Origin of the sequence: Lactiplantibacillus sp. 7.2.4, from assembly GCF_018991185.1 — a bacterium.
Lineage (GTDB): Bacteria > Bacillota > Bacilli > Lactobacillales > Lactobacillaceae > Lactiplantibacillus > Lactiplantibacillus pentosus.
In genome coordinates this window covers 19,549-39,920 of sequence record NZ_JAGYGS010000008.1, presented here as the reverse complement: position 1 = coordinate 39,920, position 20,372 = coordinate 19,549, and the positions used below count along the sequence as shown (strand labels likewise).

Here is a 20,372-nt window from a genome sequence, read left to right as displayed (position 1 = left end):
CCAGCACGTTTTTATCATCTTTAATGCAGAATCGGATAACGGCCACAAATACGCTGACAGCCTCATGATTCCAAATGCTGTAAGCGCCACTGGCGAATGCAAAATGCAATTAACCGGTTCAATAATTCCGCTAATAAGAAGCCTAGTGCGATGGCACCCGTAATCATGATGACTTGTAGCGTAAAGGCAACGGCTTCACGGTAATTGCCCAACGCAAAGTTACGGACCATCTGATAGGCTTGGCTTCCGGGCACGAACGAGACCAGACTCGGAATGTTGAAAATAATGGCTGGCATCTTTTTGTAGCGAGCCGCTAAACTACTCAAGACGCCGATACCAACGGAACCAATCAAGCTTCCAAGCACGACGCCACCATCAAATGCCTGCACGATCAGATAACTCCCCCATGTCAGGGTACCAATCCAACCAGCAACATTTAAGGCTTGATGCGGAATATTAATAATTAGGCCAAAGCCCAATACTGCAATGTATGCCAGCACTAATTGTCCAATTGTTCCCATCACTTACGACCTCCTACACGCAATCAAAATAATGTAATGACCACGGCAATGCCGAAGCCCAGGGCCGCCGCACTCAACATGGCTTCCACCCCACGGGCCGGGCCACTGACAAAGTTGCCGGCCAAGGTATCACGGACCGCGTTGGCCAACGGTACCCCGGGCACTAATGGCATCAGTGAGCCGATAATAATATCATTCACGTTGGTCCCCCACCCAAGCTGGCAGACCCATTCTGCGCCTAATCCAATCAGTAGTGCGGCCGTCAATTCGCTCAAAAATTTGATTTTCAGATAGCGATTTAATAAGTAAAAGACCAAGTAACCGACCGTTCCAATCAAAACGGTCGGCCACGTATTGATGGTTTCTTGTCGAAACATGATCATCAGTGGCCCACTGACTAGCGCAGCCCCAACGAGCTGGAGCCATAGTGGAAACGAACGAGAGGCGGCATCTAACTGATTCAATCGGCGATACAGCGTTGGCAAATCAATCGTCGTAGCCGCAAATTCCCGCGATAATTGATTAACTTGTGCCACTTTCTCCAGGTCGATCGTCCGCTGGTTGACGGCTGCAATCTGCGTCGCATTGCGGCCTTGAATCGACATCATGACGCCGGTAATCGTTACGTACGTATTCGCCGCGACGACACCCGCATTTTGTGCGATTCGCATCATCGTATCATCGACCCGCGAGATTTCCAAACCATTTTCGACCATGATTTTACCGGCTTTGAGGCAAGTCGCAATAATCATTTCATCCGTTGTCATTTGAACACCCCCACACACCACATTTCAGATTTAGTAACTTAACTGTAGCCAAAGTCGCGCCGTTAGTAAAGGCTTATTTCGCAACGAATCTGTTTGCCATCCTGGTCGCTGATTACACCCCCTGGCGATGACTGGCAACGCTCAAATGAGCGCAAAAAAGCCGGCGATGAGCATTTAATCTCATCACCGGCTTAAGCCATTTAAGCGTTAATTAGTCTTTAGTAACGTTAACTGCTTGTGGGCCACGATCGCTTTCTTCAACGTCGAAAGTTACGGCTTGGCCTTCTTCAAGGCTCTTGAAGCCGTCTTCTTGGATAGCTGAGAAATGTACGAATACATCGCTACCGTTTTCGCGAGTAATAAAACCAAAACCCTTATCGGCGTTGAACCATTTAACTGTTCCGTGTTCCATAATAAAAAATCCTCCTAGTGCATTTTGCACGTATAAATTAATGTAAATCATGATTCGGTACAAATGGGGATAGTTTATTGAAACGATCTGACCACAATTACCTAACCAAGCTACATGAGTAATTGTAGCATATTGTTTCTAAAAAAGGTAGTTAAACACTAGTTTTTCCACGAAATGTTTATGTGATGATAAATGAAACAGAATAACTAACTAATAATTAGTAATTTTGTTTGGAATATGACCACAAGTCTTATTTAACAAACACGTTGTGGGCCGCTTTAAAGCTAACCGGAATCTCTTCACCGGTGGCCTTAATGGAAACGGTCACAGGGCCTTCAAACGGATCATGCTTCAAAACCGTCACGTCCTGACCAATTTTCAGTGGCGTATCATGTAAGTAAACTAACAAATCATGGTTATCGATAAAGCGTTCGATGGTTACGGATTCACCATCCGCCGTATCCGCCAAACTCGTATGACTATCTTCTTGATAGTGGCCGTCCTTATCGGGAATTGCGCCACCGTGTGGGCAGTGCGTTGGGTGCCCTAAAAAGGCTTCCAAAGAATCGACTAGGCGCTCACTGGTAACATGTTCCAGTACTTCGGCTTCAGTATGCACATCAGGTAAGTCATAATCGAGCTTATCGACTAAGAAATCTTCCCAAATTCGATGTTTGCGCACCAAGGTCTCCGCATACCGGATACCCTTTTTCGTCAGCGAAATTCCCGCATACGGGGTATGTTTGGCGAGGCCTTCCTGCACTAATTTGCCGACCATTTCCGTTACGGAACCAGCCGCGATGTCCAAACTTAACGCAATCTGCTTGTTAGACACCTTTTTCTTCGTACCACCAAGCTCGAAAATAATTTTTAAGTAATCTTCCTTCATGGGGGTCATGAATATTCTTCACCTCAACTAAATAGTTACTGCTTTGATTAATCTATCGTATGACAAATCTCTTTTAAGATAATTCTACCATCTTACTACAACTAAGACACCAGTTCTAGCCCTAATCAACGACAAAGCTTTGAAATAATGGCCTAATCGTGACATAATTAATTGTAGCGCAAAATAACCCATTTGGTTACTAATTTAGAAACGTGCTTGTTCAACTAAGGAGGAACCGCATCGTGAATGATGATGCTCAATTATCAATTACGCAATTGGATGACGCTTTGCAACATAAAGCTGTCGAAGATTTTGCTAAATTCTACGTCCCGCTGTTTGACGCTAACAACCTTGAAGTGATGTCAAATTTTGACGTTGCTGCGTACATGACGGATATCAATGAACACCTTACTTATGGTCGCTATATGACCAAAGCACAGCGTTTGAGTGATACGGTCAGCTTTTCGTTTACCGCTTACCTTAACCTGATCGACCGTCTCGACCAGAAATACTACACTAGCGGCAACCCGGCCCAACCATGGGACGAATGGCTCGCCACCCAATTTGCTCAAATCGCAAATTCATAGGGCACCCGCAATTTTATCTCACACTAGAGGATTGAGTTGAACCCAATCCTCTTTTTTTGATGTCCATTTTTTGACCGCCCAACACTGTCACAGCAACTCACTGGCAAGATTGCCACCGCTGCGGCCCCTCGTCGAGGCTAAGTATCAAAAAAGCCCCAAGCTTTCCCGCAGCACTTGGGACCTCTGGCAAGTATCATCACCGGGCGATTGAAGACTACTACTAGTTTCAATTACACGTTGTTTTATGCACGATTACTACCTAGCCGAGCTAGGCATCTCTCAGCGCTTATTCGCGCTCCGTTGTAAATCCTTTTGCAAAGTTAAACTTCAAAACACGACCAACATGACAACGGTCAACCCAGCCATAAGATCGGTTGACGAACGGGAAACTTAAATGCCCAAATGACTTACCGATACTTACCAACTTAAATTTAACATTAATTAACCGGTTACACAAGCTGAAGGTCGCTAACCTTCCGATTTTGCCGGATACAGCCGATAATGTGGCTTACCATCTAAAATATAGCAGTACAATTGTTGGGTCTGGTCCTCATCAAAGTAACCGAGCTTGACCATGTGATGCCCATCGCGTTCCTCAATCCCTTGAAAGGCCGTCATCATGAAGACGCGCATCATCTCCATCTGATTGCCATAGCCATTGGCCCGTTCGACCGCGGCCGCCAGCGTGAACCCTTCATCTAACATCATCTTCACAAAATGCACGCGCATTAACGTGCCATACGAATAGCGGTGGGTCGTGTTCTTCTCACCTGTCTGCAAACTATGAATATAATTTTTCTGTTCCCAGTAGCGTAATTGGGTCTGGGAGACCCCCGTCATTTTCGCTAAATCAGTGATGCCAATCGTAAACTGGTGTTTATGCAACTGTTCTTTGAATTTTTTGAAAAATACGCCATCTTCTTGATTATCCACGGGTCAACCTCTTTTCTAACATTTTCAATACTCAGTATATGGTTTTTAATATTAATGTCAAGTTTGTTGACAAAAGTAATAAATCCGATTATATTAGACAACGTACTTTTTTAGAGAGAAGGGATTTACTTGTCAACTCCTGTTGATACGCATGGGAAGCCGTATAATCGTGGCTTGCTCATTGCAGTTTTGTTAGTCGGTACCTTTTGTACCGTCCTTAATCAAACGATTTTAACCACTGCCTTCCCAACGTTGATGAAAGATTTTGATATTACAACGTCGACCGTTCAATGGTTAACAACCGGGTTTATGTTAGTCAACGGGATTATGATTCCCGTTAGTGCTTGGTTGAGTTCACGTATTTCTACCAAGTGGCTCTACCTGTCAGCGATGGGGATTTTCGAAATCGGAACCATCATTTGCTGGACCGCACCTAACTTCGGGACTTTACTTGCCGGACGTCTCATTCAAGCCGTCGGTGTTGGGGTCACGATGCCGTTACTTCAAACCATCATGTTATCGATCTTCCTTGCTAGCAAGCGTGGGGCTGCCATGGGGACTGCCGGAATCGTTGTCGGCTTAGCCCCAGCGATTGGCCCAACGTTGTCTGGGTGGGTCATTGATAACTTATCATGGCGTGATTTATTCGGTTTGATCGTCCCAATCGTGGCAATCGTCTTGATTGCCGGCCTGTTCTTCATGGCGAACGTGCTTGAAACGTCCAAACCAAAATTAGACTTTGCCTCACTTGTTTTATCGACGATTGGGTTTGGGAGCCTGCTCTATGGTTTTTCATCCGTTGGTGACAATGGTTGGACTTCCACAGTCGTCCTCTCAACCTTGATCATCGGGGTTATCTTTATTATTGGATTCATCTGGCGTCAATTGACGATGGAAAATCCATTCTTACAATTACGCGTCTTCAAACACGCTGAATTTACGATTGCCGCTGTTTTAAGTTCCGTTGCCAACATGGCGATGGTCGGAGCCGAAATGGTTATTCCGCTCTACTTGCAAATCATTCACGGCTTCTCAGCATTTGAATCCGGACTGTCACTCTTGGCTGGTGCCCTAATGATGGGGATTATGAGCCCAATTACTGGCCGGGCCTTTGACCGTTTTGGTGCCAAACGTTTGGCCATCTTAGGGATGTTCCTATTAACCATCGGGACGTTGCCATTCGCCTTCATTACACGGAATACGGCCACCGTTTATATCGTGGTCTTGTACGCCGTGCGGATGTTCGGGATTGCCATGGTCATGATGCCATCAACGACTGCCGGGATGAACGCCCTACCTGTCGAATTGATGGGTCACGGGACTGCCGTTAACAACACGACCCGTCAAATTGCTAGTTCAATTGGGACCGCCATTTTGACTTCTGTGTTGTCTAACGTGACGGATGCCACCAAACCAGCGCACAGCTTGATCAAGAGTAACCCACTCGGCTACCAAGATAGCTATTACAACGCTACGTTGAATGGTTACCACGCCGCATTCTGGGTTGCCGTGGGCTTCTCAGTCGTTGGTTTGATTGTTGCCTTCTTCATGAAGAACAAGCAACACTCCGTTAAACCAGTCATGAACAACACTAAGGAGGTGAACGACTAATGATTCTCGTCTTACTCATTGCCAGCGCAGTTGCGCTCTTCCTATCATTTATCTACGTTCACCGAACCAGTTTGCGAATTAGTTTATCGGTCGTTTTCGGAATTTTGCTCGTAGGCTCGATCTTCTTCATTTCATTGAATGACGGTCAGCACTACGGGATGGTCAAAACGACCACGACGACCACTAAGTCCTTGAAATCAGCTGGTAGTAGTAAGCAATTAGACTTACTGCTCTACCAAAGCGTCGGGACTGCCGATAAGCACCGGGTCTACATTTACAAGAACACCACGAACCAGAAAAAAGTAAGTCATACGACTGCGAGCGTCAAAACTGCTAACCAGGTCAAAACGACGACCGCAACACCAAAACTGGTCACTAAGACCACGCGGTGGACGTATCAAAGTAACGCGATGAAGTTCTGGTTCGGCTTAGCCAACAATGATAAACAGTTGATCAAGCGCACCAATTACTTCTACATCAACAAGAGCTGGGTCGTCTTAAGTACCACTCAAGCCAAACAATTCAGCAAGTTGATGAAGCAACAACAAGCGACCCTAAAAGCACGTGCGAAAGTCTACGTCGCTAACCAAGTCAAAGCCGCAATGGCTAAGAACCCGTCAATGACTAAGGCCCAATTGGCCAAAGTTCAAAAGGCCGCTGCTGCCCAATACCAAGCCAATGCAATCCAAAGCATGGTTAAAACGGTCAAGGCTAGCAAATAAGGTTCATTAATAGTTGCATATCGACACAAAAGCCCCGGCAGGTCCGGGGCTTTTGTTGTCTCTCGAATGATTTTAGAGTGTAAGGTTCAGACGGGTTGGGACTGAGGATTAGCCTAGCTAGAGCGTTAAGCGACGAACTTCCGCTTGGCGTTCTGGCGTAGCTAACCGGAAGTCCCAGTCTGGCCCGAACACGTTTCGACAATATCACTGGCAAAAAAACAGTTCAAATAGAAGCTTCGTCAACCAACAATTTGTTCGATAATCAGACCATAATTCAGCGGGAGTAGTCGCTAAAGAATTAGCGCGTCGGTTAGCCATGACACGCATTGTGCTAGGTTTAGCATTAAAGATGATTCAAGCGTGCTATTTTTAGGTTCAAGTGCTACCAGCTGAGAACCGCTGGAAACAAAACGAGCGCCAACGTTGGTCACTTCAGGCCAGCGTAGGTGCTCGTTTTTAGATTGACTATGATTGTTTGGTCTCAAACTCACTACTATAATTAAACGATTTACGCAAACGATTGGTCCGTTATTGCTGGTTCAGCTGGTACTGGATTAATGAGGCCCTGGACTTCGTCGTCATCACCATCGTCATCGTCTTCATAATCAGTGTCATCATCAGACTCAGTGTCGGAATCGTCATCGTCATCGTCTGACGCAGCGCCCTCATTAGCGTAATCATCGTCAGTTTCAGATTCTTCATCACTATCATCCTCGTACTCGGAATCATTAGTGTCGTCTCCGTAATCATCATTTGAATCTTCATCGCTGTCTGACGCATCATCATCGGTATCACTGTAAGTATCCGAGTCACTGTCGTAATCCTCATTTGAATCAGTATCGTCATCGTCAGTGTCCGCAGTATCTTCATCAGAATCATCCGTGTCATCATCGGAATCGTTCATTTGCGTCTCACTATCTGAATCGGTATCACTGTCGTCATACTCGTCATCCAACCAGTCGACTGCATCATCGACATCACTATCGTCTGCAAAGAGCGCCAAAATGAACCAGTCTGGCACGTCGGCTAACGAATCCATGTCCCACTTATTTTTGGCAGCGGCAATCTTCTGGCGCAATGCCGCCGCTCGCTTCGCTTCAGCCGCACTAACTTTCAAGTTTGTCTTGGCCTTCTTGGCGGCAGCTAATAACTGCTTGACCTTAGGCTTCAATGCTTTCAAATAGGGCTTTTTATGCCAGTTGATGGCTGCACACCGTTTGAGCACATCCGCTGAATACTTGCCGTTTTTGACCTTTAACTGAGCCTGAATATCATCCGATAATTGTTGATATTCTTGATAATCGCTGGTGACGGTCGTTTTTAACCGTTTCAACTTAGTCTTCAAACTAGCGGCCCCGTTGGCGATGTTGACCCCCTTATCAACCGTCGTTAACGCTGCTTTGAGCTCCCCCGACTTCAACTTAGCTTTGGTCGTCAAATAGGCCTGGGTTTGATCGCGGTAGGCCTGCGCCTGAGCGTCTTTGGGCTTCTGCGTTAAAGCGTTATCAAAATACGTCAGCGCTTTTTGGTACTTATTCTCAGCGACCGCGTTTAGCCCATTCTCAATGGACCGTGAATAATCCTTATTACGGCAGCCAGCCAACCCGACCACCATCAAACATAACAGCATTAATAATGCGACTTTGTGCTTCCCCGTTTTCATCCCTGCTTCACTATCCTTTTGATTGATGATTATGCTCAAATAAGTATACCGTTAGTCACTGGATCCTGCTAGCTATTATTAATTTATTTGTATTCGATTTGAACCGCATTTTATCAACCAGTAACATTGCTGCGGATGAGACCTGCAGCTAAAACAACGGCGGACCCGTCAATTGCTGATGCGTCCGCCGTTTCTAGCTATTTCAATTTCCATAAAAAAACAATCACACCGATTCAAGCAAGCCTCGACGTGATTGTCATGAGTTCATTATTGTGCTGCACACTGTTCACAAAGTGGCATTAAATCTTTCAAATCCTCAACGGATGAGCCATTTTCTAAGAAGCAATTGACCATATCTAGCCAATATTCATCATCGGCACTAAAATGCGCGTTGACATCTTTGCAAGGTAATAACCCGGCCTTGGTGTAGGCGATGATTTTATCAGCAGCGACCCCACTATGGGCTGCTAATTGTTCCAGAGTCATTTCTCCCACCATTTGTCCTTTCAAAAAATCAATGTGATTATGTTACGCCCGCCACTATATAAATGCAAGCAAAAGTTTTATGGGCAATTAATTAAATTTTAGTGATAATTTTCTTCATTATTTTCACCAACTATAGTACACTGAAATTTAACCGTCCCTGCTCCTGATGACATGGCCTGGTGAGGACTCGTGACCACCAGCAACTGGGTAATTACCAGACCCCACTGGCTATTCGCTAAACATGCTACATCATAGTGCCCAACTTATCAGGCTGTTTAACAACCGACGCGCACGCTAATCTAATTAACGTTACTCGGACAGTCTAATTGAATGATCGACTAGCCGCTTTCCCGAAAATCAGCGTCGAATGCCACTAGCCACATGGTGATACATAGGATTGCAGCCGACCGCGCGCAAATCAATAGCAAATTAATCATTAAAATTGGAGGTCAACGTGTATGGATTCTAGTTTATCTTTTCGTTCCGGCGTCAAGGACGTCATCCCCACCGTCTTTGGTTATATCGGCGTCGGCCTTGCGATGGGAATCGTCGCCAATACCAGCCACCTATCCGTGTGGGCGGTTTTGTTGATGTCGCTGATTGTCTACGCCGGTTCAGCGCAATTTATTATTGTCAGCATGCTCCTTGCTGGCAGCCCTATCTCAGCCATTGTCCTGTCGACTTTTTTAATCAACTCGCGAATGATTCTGATGAGTATGTCGGTCGCCCAGTATTTCAAAAAAGATTCCTTATTGCAAAACGTCGGCCTTGGATCACTCCTGACTGACGAGACGTTTGCACTCAGTATGAACAAACTCAACCAGACGGATCAACAGCTTAAGCCGCACTGGTTGCACGCCGCCAATCTAGTCGCTTATTTGGTCTGGGCTGCCGCCACCGTGGTCGGTTGTTTGCTGGGCAACCTGATCAGCGACCCCGACCAATTTGGGCTGGACTTCGCCGTTGTCGGCATGTTCATTGGCTTACTTTACTTACAAATTATTACCGACCGCAGCAAATCACTGCCGACGCAACTGTGGGTCGTGTTATTCGTGGCACTTGCGATGTATTTTTTGATGCGCTGGATGCCTGGTAATTTGGCCCTGATTTTTGCGACCCTCCTCGGTTGCGGCTTTGGAATGGTGGTGAGTCAAGATGAGTAGCTACATTTTAATCACGATTTTACTTTGTGGCCTCGTCACCTGGCTCTCACGGATCGTCCCGTTTGCCATCATTAAAAATCTGACGGTGCCCCACTGGTTGATCAACTTTCTATCCTTTGTTCCGGTCGCCATTATGACCGCCATTTTTGTGGAAAGCCTACTCGTTTATCACGCTGGACACTGGCCAGGCTTCAACTTACCTAATATTTACGCATCGATTCCGGCCGTGCTCGCGGGCGTGCTGACAAAAAGCTTGCTGGCAGTCGTCATTACTGGAATCGTCGCTATGGCCGCCCTACGCTTCGTCGGTTGGGGTTAATCAACATAATTAATGCCATCACATCGATTGGGGTGTGGTGGCATTTTTAGGTCAAACGGCTCTCAATCTGGATAAACACTAAGATTTTAGTGAATGAAAGCGTTCACTGCATCGTCATCGCTTTAACTTATGAATTAAAGCAAGTATAATGGTGAAAGTGTACTTTGCGATTGTCAAGTTTTGCCGACCTTAGCATTGGTAAGAATCCGTTACAATTGGCCAGATTGCTTTACTTTCGCCATTAAAACGGGTAAATTAACAACGAATCATCTGTACACAAGTTGAAGAGAACTGTCTAAATTTTAAAGAATGAGAGATGAACAGACATGTGCGGTTTTGCTGGTTGCTTAACAGATCGGACCAAAGCGGATAACGCTGCATACGATCAAACCATCCACGAAATGACTAAAATGATTGTCCATCGGGGACCCGATGATGACGGTTATTTTGCTGACGACAACATTACCATGGGGTTTCGGCGCCTGAGTATCATTGACTTAGCCGGTGGTCACCAACCTTTATCTTATGATAATGAACGTTACTGGATGACATTTAACGGTGAAATTTATAACTACGTTGAATTACGTGAACAACTCAAACAAGAAGGCTACGAATTCAAGACGAGTTCTGACTCCGAAGTTATTCTTGCGATGTACGCCAAATATCATGCCGACGCTACCAAGTACTTACGGGGAATGTTTGCATTCGTTATCTGGGATAAGCAAGAAAAAACGTTATTTGCTGCCCGCGACCAGTTCGGTATCAAACCGTTCTACTACGCCATCAGTGGCGATGACTTCTACTATGCTTCTGAAAGTAAAGCCATCTACAAAATCTTGAAGGACAATACGTTTGACGAGAATGCCTTGCAAGATTACATGACGTTCCAGTTCGTTCCAGAACCTGAAACTTTAACCAAAGAAATTAAAATGTTGGCTCCTGGCTGCTCGTTAACGAAGCAACTCGGTTCAGCACCTCGAATCGAACGTTACTATCACCGGGAATTCCACCCAGTCCAACGTTCTGAAGAAGACTATGCTCAAAAAATCAAGGACGCCTTGATCGACTCAGTCAAGATTCACATGCGCTCCGATGTGCCCGTCGGCTCCTTCCTCTCTGGTGGGATCGACTCGTCAATCATCGTGGCGATTGCGAAGAACTTTAATCCGCACCTCGAAACGATTTCTGTCGGTTTCGAACGTGAAGGTTATAGCGAATTAGACGTCGCTCAAGAAACGGCTGAAAAATTAGATGTGAAGAACTACAGCATGACGATCACACCAGAAGCCTTTATGAAGGCCTTCCCTCACTTTGTTTGGAGCATGGATGATCCGTTGGCTGACCCGGCCGCTGTGCCGCAGTACTTCTTAGCCAAAGAAGCGGTCAAACACGTCAAAGTTTGCTTGACCGGTGAAGGCGCGGACGAACTCTTCGGTGGTTACACGATCTATCACGAACCTGAATCATTGAAGCCATTCCGTTATACGAAACCGATCAACGGGGCCCTCAAGCAGATCGCATTGATGATGCCTGAAGGGATGCGCGGTCGTTCGTTCTTAATGCGTGGGACCACACCACTTGAAAACCGTTACGTTGGTAATGCCTTTATCTTTGGCGAACAAGAAAAACAAAAGTTCTTCAAGAATTACAATCAGAACCATCCGTTCCAGTCCATCACCCAACCATTCTATGATGAATCGGTCGACTATGATCCAATCAGTCGGATGCAATTCATCGATATGCACACTTGGTTGAACGGTGACTTGTTACACAATGCGGACCGGACCACGATGGCGCACAGTTTGGAACTCCGGACCCCATTTGTTGACCGTGAAGTCTACAACCTGGCTGCGGAAATTCCTGCTGATTTGCGTATCAGTCACGGTACGACCAAGTATATCTTGCGTAAAGCCGTTGAAGACATCGTGCCAGCCCACGTTTTGCACCGTAAGAAGCTTGGGTTCCCAGTGCCAATTCGTTTCTGGCTCAAAGATGAAATGTATGATTGGGCCAAGCAAATCATCACCGACTCACAAACCGACCAATACTTCAACAAGGATTACTTCTTGAAGCTTTTGGATGACCATCGTGCCGGTGTTCGCGATAACTCACGGAAACTCTGGACCGTTTTGACCTTCATGATGTGGCACAAGTTATACGTGGAATCCGACCACTTGATGGATAGTCCTGAAGCCAATGCAGTGGCCGAAAAAGTCGAGGAGTTTTAGTCCAATGGAAATTATTGTTCAAAAATTTGGTGGCACTTCCGTCAAGGATGAGGCCGCTCGTCTGCAAGCCCTCAAGCACGTTCAATACGCGGTCGACCAAGGCGATAAAGTCATCGTCGTCGTCTCCGCGATTGGCCGTAAAGGCGCGCCATACGCAACCGATTCACTTTTAGGATTAGTTGGGGCTGAACATTCCCGCCTGACGAATCGGGAGTTGGATATGTTAGTCTCCGTTGGTGAAACGATCTCAACGGCCGTTTTCACGGAACTCGCCCGCAAACAAGGCTTGAACGTGACGGCGATGACGGGTCAAGATGCCGGCATTGTCACCAATGATGATTTTCAAAATGCCAAAATCTTGCGCGTTGATCCAAAACCAATCACCGATGCGTTTATTGACGCTGACGTGGTGGTCGTCACTGGTTTTCAAGGTGCGACTGAATCTGGTCACATTACGACAATTGGTCGCGGGGGTTCTGATACGTCCGCAGCCATCTTAGGGGCAGCCCTCAAGGCCAAACGCGTCGACATTTTTACCGACGTCAATGGGATGATGACCGCTGATCCACGGCTCGTGACACATGCGCGGTTCATCAAGGCGATCAGCTACGAAGAACTCGCCAACATGGCTCACGAAGGCGCCAAGGTCATTCATCCGCGGGCCGTTGAAATTGCCGAACAGGCTCACGTGCCAATGCGGATTCGCTCGACGTACCAGGAACCTGATGAATTAGGTACCCTGGTCACTGACCGGACGACGACGCAAATCGAGCACTATCGGACCGTCACTGGCATTGCGCATCAGACCAATCTGACTCAATTCACAGTGCCAACTGATACGTTGAGTTCTAGCGAAATCTTTCAACTGATGGCCCAACATGGCCTCAGTGTTGACTTCATCAACATCACGACCCACCAAGTCGTCTTTAACCTGGTGAACGGTGATGCGGATGTCGCGAAAAAGCTCTTAACTGATGCTCACGTGCACTGCCAGGCGATCGCCGATTGTGCGAAAGTCTCAGTTGTCGGTGCCGGAATCACTGGGACTCCCGGTGTAACGGCGCGCATCGTCACGGCACTGGCCGCTCAGCATATTGATATTTTGCAGTCAACGGATAGTTACACCACGATTTGGGTGCTGGTCAAGCAAGCTGATTTAAAAGCTGCGATGAACGCACTCCATGATGAATTCTTAGGGATTGAATAACTAAGTTTCGAATAGACGGGCGTCGCCACAAGGATTAACGGTTAATTCTTGTGGCGACGTTTTTGTTTACTGTCAATCCAAGCTGACCTTCTGAAGTCGGCAATCTATTTTGCGAGTTTCTGTTGTGCGTTCAGTGGGGCTGTTCAGCGTTTAAGTTCATTTTCATTTACACCCGTTTGGACTTCATTCTCTGAAACCCGCTGTATAAATCGACATTTCGCGAAACTGCTGTTTGAACCCTCATTTCTGGAAACCAGCCGTCAAACCCGATTAATGTTGCGTTCAGTTATCACCAGTTACGAGTCATTCGGATGGATTTCTGTCCTCATTTAGGGTGACAATTGCCGCATTTGCATGTATTCTAGAAACAGTAACTTTATTGAAAAGGACGCTAATACTATGCAAGCAAGTCAATTAATTAATAGTTTAAAATTTAAGCAGGTTCGCCCCGCCCTAACCACGGATTTTGACGTGACCATGCCGACACAGGATACGCGCGAAGTTCAGCCAGGTGCAATGTTCATCGCCGTTGTCGGCTACCACGTTGACGGCCATGACTTGGTCGGCCAAGCCATCGAAAAGGGGGCCAAAATCATTGTCGCCTCTAAGCCACTCGATGTCGACGTGCCCGTGATCTACGTCGAAAACACTGAACGGGCGATGGCGATTTTAGCTGACGTCTTCTACGGCGCACCTAGTCAAAAGATGCGGATGATTGGTGTGACCGGGACTAACGGGAAGACCACCGTCACCCATTTGATCGAACAGATTTACCGCGACCAACAACAAGCTACCGGCCTGATTGGAACGATGTATCGGAAGATCAAAGATGAAAAGCTCCCGACTGCCAACACGACTCCCGATTCGATTACGACGCAACGAACCCTGGCCGCCATGCGCGATGCCGGCGTTGAAACGGTCGCCATGGAAGTTTCCTCAATCGCGCTGGTCCTCGGTCGGGTCTGGGGCATCGATTACGACATCGCCGTCTTCACTAATTTGACCCAGGACCATTTGGATTTCCACAAGACGATGGCGAAATACACGGAAGCCAAAGCCATGTTATTCGCCCAACTTGGCAACAAGTACAACGCGGATGGCACCAATAAGGTCGCCGTCTTAAATACCGATGACCCTGTCGGCCGGGAGTTTGAACAGTATACCGCTGCTCACGTTTTGACGTTCGGCCTCAAACCTGACGCCATGATCAACGCCCAAAACGTCGAAATCAAGAGCCACGGCACTGAATTCGACCTTTCCGTGTTCGGTCATGTGACCCACGTCACCATGCAGTTGATTGGCCAGTTCAACGTTTACAACATGCTGGCTGCCTTTGCCGCAGCCTATGCGAGTGGTATTCCGGAAGACCAAATCATCAAGTCACTGGAAAAGGTTACTGGTGTGAAAGGCCGTTTCCAATCCGTTCCTTCACACACTGGCGTTAGCGTGATCGTGGATTACTCACACACGCCGGATGGTTTATTAAACGCTCTCGAAACGATTCAAGACTTTGCGACTAAGGATATCTACTGTGTTGTCGGTTGTGGTGGTGACCGTGATAAGACCAAACGACCGAAGATGGCGAAAATTGCCGTGGAACACAGCACGAAGCCAATCTTCACTTCAGATAATCCACGAACGGAAGACCCAACCATGATTCTCAACGACATGGTCGCGGGCGTTCCAGATGCAAACGTGCCCGTCTACGAAGACCGCCACGAAGCGATTGCCAAGGCGATTGACGCTGCACAACCTGGCGACGTCGTTTTAATCGCTGGTAAGGGCCACGAAGATTACCAAATCATCGGTCGGACCAAGCACCACTTTGATGACAGTGAAGAAGCGGCTAAAGCCCTCGCATTGAAGCCCACGATTGACTAAAACTATGATTATTTAAAAGAGACACCATCAGAATTGTTAGTTCTGATAGTGTCTCTTTTTGCGTGTCGTTCATCATCAACTGCGCGTGCTCATCCGACTTTAGGGACTGGCTGACAGCGCGGCCGGCTCCTAGTTAAGATGTGGATTGGCGTTCCCATCGCCTTCCAGCATTGTCATCAATGCCTGAAAACCAGCCCACCACTGCTGACTGACGCTAACTCATCTGCTTTAAGCGAACCTCTACTGGCTGCTTTTGTCCCAAACCCAAGCTCCCTCCCCCTAAAAAACGGTCCAGCATCCGCATTGCACTCGCTTCGGTTATTGACTGGTCAAACTATCACCTTTCTTTGACAATTAACCTAATTGGGAAATATAATTGTGATGATAAAAGGGGTTAATTATCATTACAAATGTGTGTTATCATTTCAACGCACAAGCTTCTTTGTCGGTTTAGGTTTAATTTGTTTGTTGGGGTTTAAAACAGTTTGGGGGGATTATTATGTTGATTTTTCAAACTTGGAAACGGCGAATTGCATACGGTTCCACAGATATGGCCGGAAATATTATCTGGCAAATGGTCAGCACTTACTTACTATTCTACTATACGACGGTTGCGGGCATTTCCGCGGCGTTTGCGGGGACGTTGTTCTTCGTGGTTCGTTTCATTGACGCCTTCGATGCCTTGATTTATGGCTACTTGATCGACCATACGCATACTAAATATGGGCAGTCACGGCCATACTTTGTTTGGTTCGGGATTCCATTAGGCTTACTGGCGATGTCGTTATTCATGATTCCATCGTTTGGTGGCAGTACCACGATGCGACTCGTTTACATTTCAATCACTTACACGTTCTTTAGCTTGATTTACTCAGGCGCCAACACGCCAATTACGTCGATTCTGCCTAGTTTGACGGATGACAGTGTTGAACGGACGAAACTTGCGAGTGCCCGGATGGTCATGACGACGATTGGGACCAGTGCGGTTGCGGCAATTACCTTACCAATGGTTAAAATGCTTGGTAATGGCAACCAGTCTAAAGGCTTCACCTTATGGGCCGTTATTTTAGGATTAGTGATCATGGGACTCTTCGTCTTCGCTTTCTTCAACCTTAAAGAAACTAACGGTGCCGAGAATCCGAATAACACGGGTGAAAAGCCGGAATCACTGTCCATCTGGCAAAGTCTGAAAGGTGCCGCGCGCAACAAACCATGGCTCCTACTGGCATGTTCATTTATTTTACTGCAAACTTTCTGGATGCTCCGGGGGAACTCCGCCATCTTCTTTATCAAGTATGTCTATGGCAAACCAGAACTGGCCCCCATCTTCCTCGGAATTGGGTTCGTCTCCGTTATCGGGAACCTCTCCGTGCCATTTCTTTCATAACACTTTAAGAACCGCAACGTCTTGCAGTTCTCACTGATTTTGGGCGTAGTCGGCCAGCTCTTCTTACCGGTTGCCGAAAAAATGCAAAGTGTCAGCTTGCTGATTGCCGGCTCCGTTATCTTCTTGATCGCGATGGGGATCACCTTTACGATCGTCTTCGCGATGCTGTCCGATACGGTTGACTATTCGACGAAGGTGCTAGGCTTAAATGAAACCGGATTCTTGTCTGCCGTACCAATGATTGGGGCCAAACTCGGGATGGGTATCGGTGGTTTCCTTGCCGGTCAATTCTTAGCATGGGGCCAATTCAACGCCAAAGCAGCCGTTCAATCTGGTCGCACGATCACATTTATCAACCTGGCCTTCATTTGGATGCCAATCATCTTACTAGCCGCCATGATCTTCATGATGCAATTTTACCGGCTGGATGAAAAGCAGCTACAAGCTAATGATGAATCCGCGACGGTGACGACTGAAAAGGAGGAAGTTGAATATGATGCCAACAATTAATTCAGTCAAAACCACGGTCAATGGCGTGACTAAAATCGTCAAACCATTCAATAATGAAGTTAGTGGCGAACAATTCGATCCACTAGTGCTCAAAACCCTGACCGCGTTTGAAAAACCAGCGATATTGGAAAACAACTTGGACGACTTGCGCACTGGGAGCTTAACACCCGCAATCGCTGATCCAGTTGGACAGGCGGTCACCGTTACGAATCGGAACATCACCGCATTGAATCGGACGGTTAGCGTGGAATGGCTGACCCCACAAAATGTGTTGAGCCATCACGTGCTCGCCTATTTCCACGGTGGTGCCTTCTACGGCGGCGTCCCAGGCAATAATACCGTGTTGCTCAAAATGGTCGCGGCGCAAAGTCACTGCGAGGTGTTAAACGTCGATTACAGTCTGGCACCCGAAGCGCCCGCACCTGCCGGAATTTTGGATGGCCTCGCCGTCTTCCAGTACTTGGAACAGCGCGATGCGGAAACGATGATCACCGTGGCTGGTGATTCGGCTGGCGCTAATGTCATCATGGCGGCGACCAATCTGAATCAGCAACTGGGCAGCAACCGAATCAATCAGCAACTGCTGTTGTATCCGGTCACTGCGCCCAATGCTGACCACGCTGGACCATTATGGGACCTTGCCGCGTTTCCGATTATCGACTCACAGCGGACGATTTTAGCCAACTATCACGACCTCTTCCGGCAACTTGATAGCATCATGACGGCTTATTACGTCCCAGACAACTTTGACTCGCATTCACCATTGATTTCACCACTACGTCAAGACAACTTTACGCTCACGCCACCAACCACGATTATGGTCGGCGAATTCGACCCCTTCCGGCCGCAAGCATGGGCGTACGCGCAACGGTTGGCGGCGGCAGACATCGCAACGACCTTCATTCAATATCAAGGTTTGAACCATGCCTTTGCGCCACTCGTTGACCAATACTGGCAGAGCTGCGATGTGGCGGATGTGATGGCTAAAGCGCTCGTTTAAATTTTTCAGAAACTTTGAGTGGATTTCAATCCACATGACCAATAAAAACTAGTGACTGGCAGGTACGATGCCGGCGCTAGTTTTTTTGTCACGCAATAATTTGAAACACTTATGATGTGGCCCAACTTGGCAGACGCCGAACCCGCAATACTGTGCTATACTGCTCGCAGAGGGAGGCGTCACACATGAACAACCATGAAAAAGCACAACGGCTGATGGCGCAAATTGACACGGCCTACAATGATCCTGAAGTAAAACAAGATGAACAGGTGCGCGCGGAACTGCTACGCTATGCCATCGAGCTGGATAAGAACGGCAACTATTTATTAATCGCCACCAAGGTCAACGGTATGGCTGCCCGTGTGATTCGTGAGCACATGCAACAGCCACTCGCTGCGATCAATACGCTCTACCAACAGACGGCTCGGACTTCCGAATATTATTGGGGTGTCGCCGCTGCTAGTATCTTGAGTGGGTTGTGGTAAGTTGCGTCATCCGTTACGGTATTAATTTATTGGTGAATAAAACGGACGTTGCACTTTGATTCGTGCAACGTCCGTTTTGTGTCGCCAGCTGAATGATGGGGCTGGGGTCTATTCAGTTGTTCGGTGGCTGATTGCATGCTCCGAACAATTGAGAAAAAGTCGCTTCATCCGATAATACTAAAATATTCAAGTACTTTAATACCTGATACTAGCTCCTTTATACTTGCCACCCTATTCTAAATACGTCGTCTCATTCCAACGGGTCAATTCAAACTGGCGGTTATCAGGGGTCGATAATACCGTCAGACTGTCATTATCGACGATACCATGGCCGACCGTTTTCATCTCCTGACCATTAATGATAAACGGTGCTCGTAATTTGGCCAACGGCACGCCCATCAGCGCCTTGACTGTCATCGTGGTGACCAGTCCGTGTGAAACGACCAATAGTGGCTTGGCGTTAGACACACCGACCTGATCGACTAGTCGGTGGATCGTGCCTGTGATTCGGGCTACAAATGTCGCATAGTCCTCACCACCACCTGCTAATTCGGGCTGATACTCGGCGGGACTCGTGAAAATCATTGGTGCGTAAGATTGTGGCTGAACCTCGTCTTCTTTCAAGCCATCCCAATCACCAAAATCGAATTCACGAAGACCGTCGTCGACCTGGATCTCAGGTTGCCAATGATTGGCCGCGACGATGTATTTGGCCGTATCCAACGCCCGTTGTTGCGGACTGCTATACACCGCTGAAAATTCAACGTTTTGTAGATAAGTCCCCGCTGCTTTAGCGCCGGCAATACCACTTTCGACCAGTGGCGAGTCCGCCCGGCCGCCTTGAAACCGGTGTTCCAAGTTATACTGCGTTCGGCCGTGACGAATAAAATAAATCTGCATGACACGTTCACCTTCCTAATTTGCTCATAATCTAAGTTTAACCGTCTGACCTCAAATATTCAAAGAATGCTGGGCCTAATCAGTTCAAAAAAATACCGTGGTCGATAACTAACAACCACGGTTTTAGTCATTTTTATAGTGATTTTACCAGGTGCTGATACGGATGAGTCCCAATCATGAGCTGCCCATCCGCCGTAAACCCGTAGCGGTGGTATAACTTTGCCGCCCGCGGATTACCGTCATCAACATTCAGACTCAGCTTGTGCGCCCCCAGCTCACCAACTAATTGTGGGAGTGCGTCCAACAATGCACTGCCGACGCCGTGTCCCTGAGCTTTAGGGTCAACCGCTAACATGCTCAGGTACCATTCGCCCGGTCGCGTCTCCCCGCCTAGTTCCAAGGGCGCCTCAAAACCAGCGTGCTGACCAGATGTCTGCCGCAACAAGTCATTAACGGCCACTTCATTTTGTGCGAGGTGCCCAAAAGCCACGCCCACGACTTGGTCATCGATCACAGCCACAAATGTCTGTGCTAACCCGTTCAAGTTGACGGGCTGCTGGTACAACGTCGTCAACATTGCATTCAAATCAGCATCACTGACCCGTTTCAGCACCGGCATCTCCATATCTCGATAAATCATCGCAATCAACGGTGCAATCTGCGCCGCGTCTTGCGGTGTTGCAATTCGAATTTCCATAAGA

The 20,372-nt window shown here is 47.4% G+C and carries 19 protein-coding genes and 1 pseudogene; 11 read left to right on the top strand and 9 right to left on the bottom strand.

Annotation, left to right across the window (positions count from 1 at the left end; all coding sequences use genetic code 11):
- Positions 1-62: 62 nt before the first annotated feature.
- The 4 genes from KGF70_RS04340 to KGF70_RS04325 all read right to left on the bottom strand — a co-directional run bounded on the left by KGF70_RS04340 (position 63) and on the right by KGF70_RS04325 (position 2,598).
- On the bottom strand, positions 63-524 hold the full coding sequence (locus KGF70_RS04340) for a threonine/serine exporter family protein (RefSeq protein WP_080390170.1): 462 nt from the start codon (positions 522-524) through the stop codon (positions 63-65).
- A gap of 20 nt (positions 525-544) precedes the next feature.
- Entirely contained in the window at positions 545-1,288 is a 744-nt protein-coding gene (locus tag KGF70_RS04335) for a threonine/serine exporter family protein (RefSeq protein ID WP_216767690.1), read from the bottom strand.
- 211 nt (positions 1,289-1,499) lie between these two features.
- On the bottom strand, positions 1,500-1,700 hold the full coding sequence (locus tag KGF70_RS04330) for a cold-shock protein (protein WP_003638037.1): 201 nt from the start codon (positions 1,698-1,700) through the stop codon (positions 1,500-1,502).
- A 250-nt stretch (positions 1,701-1,950) separates the two neighbouring features.
- The gene (locus KGF70_RS04325) at positions 1,951-2,598 is read right to left on the bottom strand and encodes a metal-dependent transcriptional regulator (RefSeq protein WP_050338992.1); all 648 of its coding nucleotides are present in this window, start codon (positions 2,596-2,598) and stop codon (positions 1,951-1,953) included.
- Between the two features lie 233 nt (positions 2,599-2,831).
- Between KGF70_RS04325 and KGF70_RS04320 the strand changes: the two genes are divergently transcribed.
- Positions 2,832-3,176, top strand: a complete 345-nt coding sequence (locus KGF70_RS04320) for a hypothetical protein (RefSeq protein WP_003638035.1) — start codon at positions 2,832-2,834, stop codon at positions 3,174-3,176.
- Positions 3,177-3,644: 468 nt separating this feature from the next.
- Here the strand turns inward: KGF70_RS04320 and KGF70_RS04315 are convergent, their stop codons facing one another.
- Positions 3,645-4,109 (bottom strand): MerR family transcriptional regulator, encoded by a 465-nt coding sequence (locus KGF70_RS04315; RefSeq protein ID WP_050338993.1) that lies wholly within the window; start codon positions 4,107-4,109, stop codon positions 3,645-3,647.
- Between the two features lie 129 nt (positions 4,110-4,238).
- On the opposite strand from KGF70_RS04315, the gene KGF70_RS04310 reads away from it, so the two are divergent.
- Both KGF70_RS04310 and KGF70_RS04305 read left to right on the top strand, forming a co-directional pair.
- Entirely contained in the window at positions 4,239-5,720 is a 1,482-nt protein-coding gene (locus tag KGF70_RS04310; RefSeq protein WP_216767689.1) for an MDR family MFS transporter, read from the top strand.
- Positions 5,720-6,442 (top strand): DUF4811 domain-containing protein, encoded by a 723-nt coding sequence (locus tag KGF70_RS04305; protein ID WP_216767688.1) that lies wholly within the window; start codon positions 5,720-5,722, stop codon positions 6,440-6,442. Before KGF70_RS04310 ends, KGF70_RS04305 begins: the two co-directional genes overlap by 1 nt.
- A gap of 508 nt (positions 6,443-6,950) precedes the next feature.
- Here KGF70_RS04305 and KGF70_RS04300 read toward each other — a convergent pair.
- Together KGF70_RS04300 and KGF70_RS04295 are read right to left on the bottom strand one after the other, a co-directional pair.
- Positions 6,951-8,105, bottom strand: a complete 1,155-nt coding sequence (locus KGF70_RS04300) for a hypothetical protein (protein WP_216767687.1) — start codon at positions 8,103-8,105, stop codon at positions 6,951-6,953.
- Positions 8,106-8,372: 267 nt separating this feature from the next.
- Positions 8,373-8,591 (bottom strand): helix-turn-helix domain-containing protein, encoded by a 219-nt coding sequence (locus KGF70_RS04295; protein ID WP_021337934.1) that lies wholly within the window; start codon positions 8,589-8,591, stop codon positions 8,373-8,375.
- Between the two features lie 458 nt (positions 8,592-9,049).
- On the opposite strand from KGF70_RS04295, the gene KGF70_RS04290 reads away from it, so the two are divergent.
- From KGF70_RS04290 to KGF70_RS04255, 8 genes and pseudogenes are all read left to right on the top strand, one after another.
- A complete protein-coding gene (locus KGF70_RS04290) occupies positions 9,050-9,754 on the top strand; it encodes an AzlC family ABC transporter permease (RefSeq protein ID WP_050338997.1) in 705 nt (234 codons plus the stop codon).
- Positions 9,747-10,073, top strand: a complete 327-nt coding sequence (locus KGF70_RS04285; protein ID WP_050338998.1) for an AzlD domain-containing protein — start codon at positions 9,747-9,749, stop codon at positions 10,071-10,073. The genes KGF70_RS04290 and KGF70_RS04285 overlap by 8 nt, the downstream gene beginning before the upstream one ends.
- A 326-nt stretch (positions 10,074-10,399) precedes the next feature.
- Entirely contained in the window at positions 10,400-12,301 is a 1,902-nt protein-coding gene (gene asnB / locus KGF70_RS04280; protein ID WP_216767686.1) for an asparagine synthase (glutamine-hydrolyzing), read from the top strand.
- Positions 12,302-12,305: 4 nt separating this feature from the next.
- Positions 12,306-13,508 (top strand): aspartate kinase, encoded by a 1,203-nt coding sequence (gene dapG / locus KGF70_RS04275; RefSeq protein ID WP_021337937.1) that lies wholly within the window; start codon positions 12,306-12,308, stop codon positions 13,506-13,508.
- Positions 13,509-13,907: 399 nt separating this feature from the next.
- On the top strand, positions 13,908-15,389 hold the full coding sequence (locus tag KGF70_RS04270) for a UDP-N-acetylmuramoyl-L-alanyl-D-glutamate--2,6-diaminopimelate ligase (protein ID WP_216767685.1): 1,482 nt from the start codon (positions 13,908-13,910) through the stop codon (positions 15,387-15,389).
- Positions 15,390-15,888: 499 nt separating this feature from the next.
- Positions 15,889-17,286 (top strand): annotated as a pseudogene (locus KGF70_RS04265) (MFS transporter).
- Positions 17,270-18,286, top strand: a complete 1,017-nt coding sequence (locus tag KGF70_RS04260; RefSeq protein ID WP_216767684.1) for an alpha/beta hydrolase — start codon at positions 17,270-17,272, stop codon at positions 18,284-18,286. The pseudogene KGF70_RS04265 and the gene KGF70_RS04260 overlap by 17 nt, the downstream one beginning before the upstream one ends.
- A gap of 185 nt (positions 18,287-18,471) precedes the next feature.
- Entirely contained in the window at positions 18,472-18,771 is a 300-nt protein-coding gene (locus tag KGF70_RS04255; protein ID WP_088769893.1) for a bacteriocin immunity protein, read from the top strand.
- Positions 18,772-19,002: 231 nt separating this feature from the next.
- Here KGF70_RS04255 and KGF70_RS04250 read toward each other — a convergent pair whose 3' ends face one another.
- Together KGF70_RS04250 and KGF70_RS04245 are read right to left on the bottom strand one after the other, a co-directional pair.
- Entirely contained in the window at positions 19,003-19,671 is a 669-nt protein-coding gene (locus tag KGF70_RS04250; protein ID WP_209040916.1) for a histidine phosphatase family protein, read from the bottom strand.
- A gap of 133 nt (positions 19,672-19,804) precedes the next feature.
- The gene (locus KGF70_RS04245; protein WP_216767683.1) at positions 19,805-20,368 is read right to left on the bottom strand and encodes a GNAT family N-acetyltransferase; all 564 of its coding nucleotides are present in this window, start codon (positions 20,366-20,368) and stop codon (positions 19,805-19,807) included.
- Positions 20,369-20,372: the final 4 nt, after the last annotated feature.

What these genes read in the sequence shown, in the direction of transcription:
- KGF70_RS04325 (WP_050338992.1), bottom strand. Translation starts at nt 2,598, where the DNA reads ATGACCCCCATGAAGGAAGATTACTTAAAAATTATTTTCGAGCTTGGT.
- KGF70_RS04330 (WP_003638037.1), bottom strand. Translation starts at nt 1,700, where the DNA reads ATGGAACACGGAACAGTTAAATGGTTCAACGCCGATAAGGGTTTTGGT.
- KGF70_RS04260 (WP_216767684.1), top strand. Translation starts at nt 17,270, where the DNA reads ATGATGCCAACAATTAATTCAGTCAAAACCACGGTCAATGGCGTGACT.
- KGF70_RS04300 (WP_216767687.1), bottom strand. Translation starts at nt 8,105, where the DNA reads ATGAAAACGGGGAAGCACAAAGTCGCATTATTAATGCTGTTATGTTTG.
- KGF70_RS04255 (WP_088769893.1), top strand. Translation starts at nt 18,472, where the DNA reads ATGAACAACCATGAAAAAGCACAACGGCTGATGGCGCAAATTGACACG.
- KGF70_RS04270 (WP_216767685.1), top strand. Translation starts at nt 13,908, where the DNA reads ATGCAAGCAAGTCAATTAATTAATAGTTTAAAATTTAAGCAGGTTCGC.
- dapG (WP_021337937.1), top strand. Translation starts at nt 12,306, where the DNA reads ATGGAAATTATTGTTCAAAAATTTGGTGGCACTTCCGTCAAGGATGAG.
- KGF70_RS04290 (WP_050338997.1), top strand. Translation starts at nt 9,050, where the DNA reads ATGGATTCTAGTTTATCTTTTCGTTCCGGCGTCAAGGACGTCATCCCC.
- KGF70_RS04335 (WP_216767690.1), bottom strand. Translation starts at nt 1,288, where the DNA reads ATGACAACGGATGAAATGATTATTGCGACTTGCCTCAAAGCCGGTAAA.
- asnB (WP_216767686.1), top strand. Translation starts at nt 10,400, where the DNA reads ATGTGCGGTTTTGCTGGTTGCTTAACAGATCGGACCAAAGCGGATAAC.
- KGF70_RS04295 (WP_021337934.1), bottom strand. Translation starts at nt 8,591, where the DNA reads ATGACTCTGGAACAATTAGCAGCCCATAGTGGGGTCGCTGCTGATAAA.
- KGF70_RS04285 (WP_050338998.1), top strand. Translation starts at nt 9,747, where the DNA reads ATGAGTAGCTACATTTTAATCACGATTTTACTTTGTGGCCTCGTCACC.
- KGF70_RS04245 (WP_216767683.1), bottom strand. Translation starts at nt 20,368, where the DNA reads ATGGAAATTCGAATTGCAACACCGCAAGACGCGGCGCAGATTGCACCG.
- KGF70_RS04305 (WP_216767688.1), top strand. Translation starts at nt 5,720, where the DNA reads ATGATTCTCGTCTTACTCATTGCCAGCGCAGTTGCGCTCTTCCTATCA.
- KGF70_RS04250 (WP_209040916.1), bottom strand. Translation starts at nt 19,671, where the DNA reads ATGCAGATTTATTTTATTCGTCACGGCCGAACGCAGTATAACTTGGAA.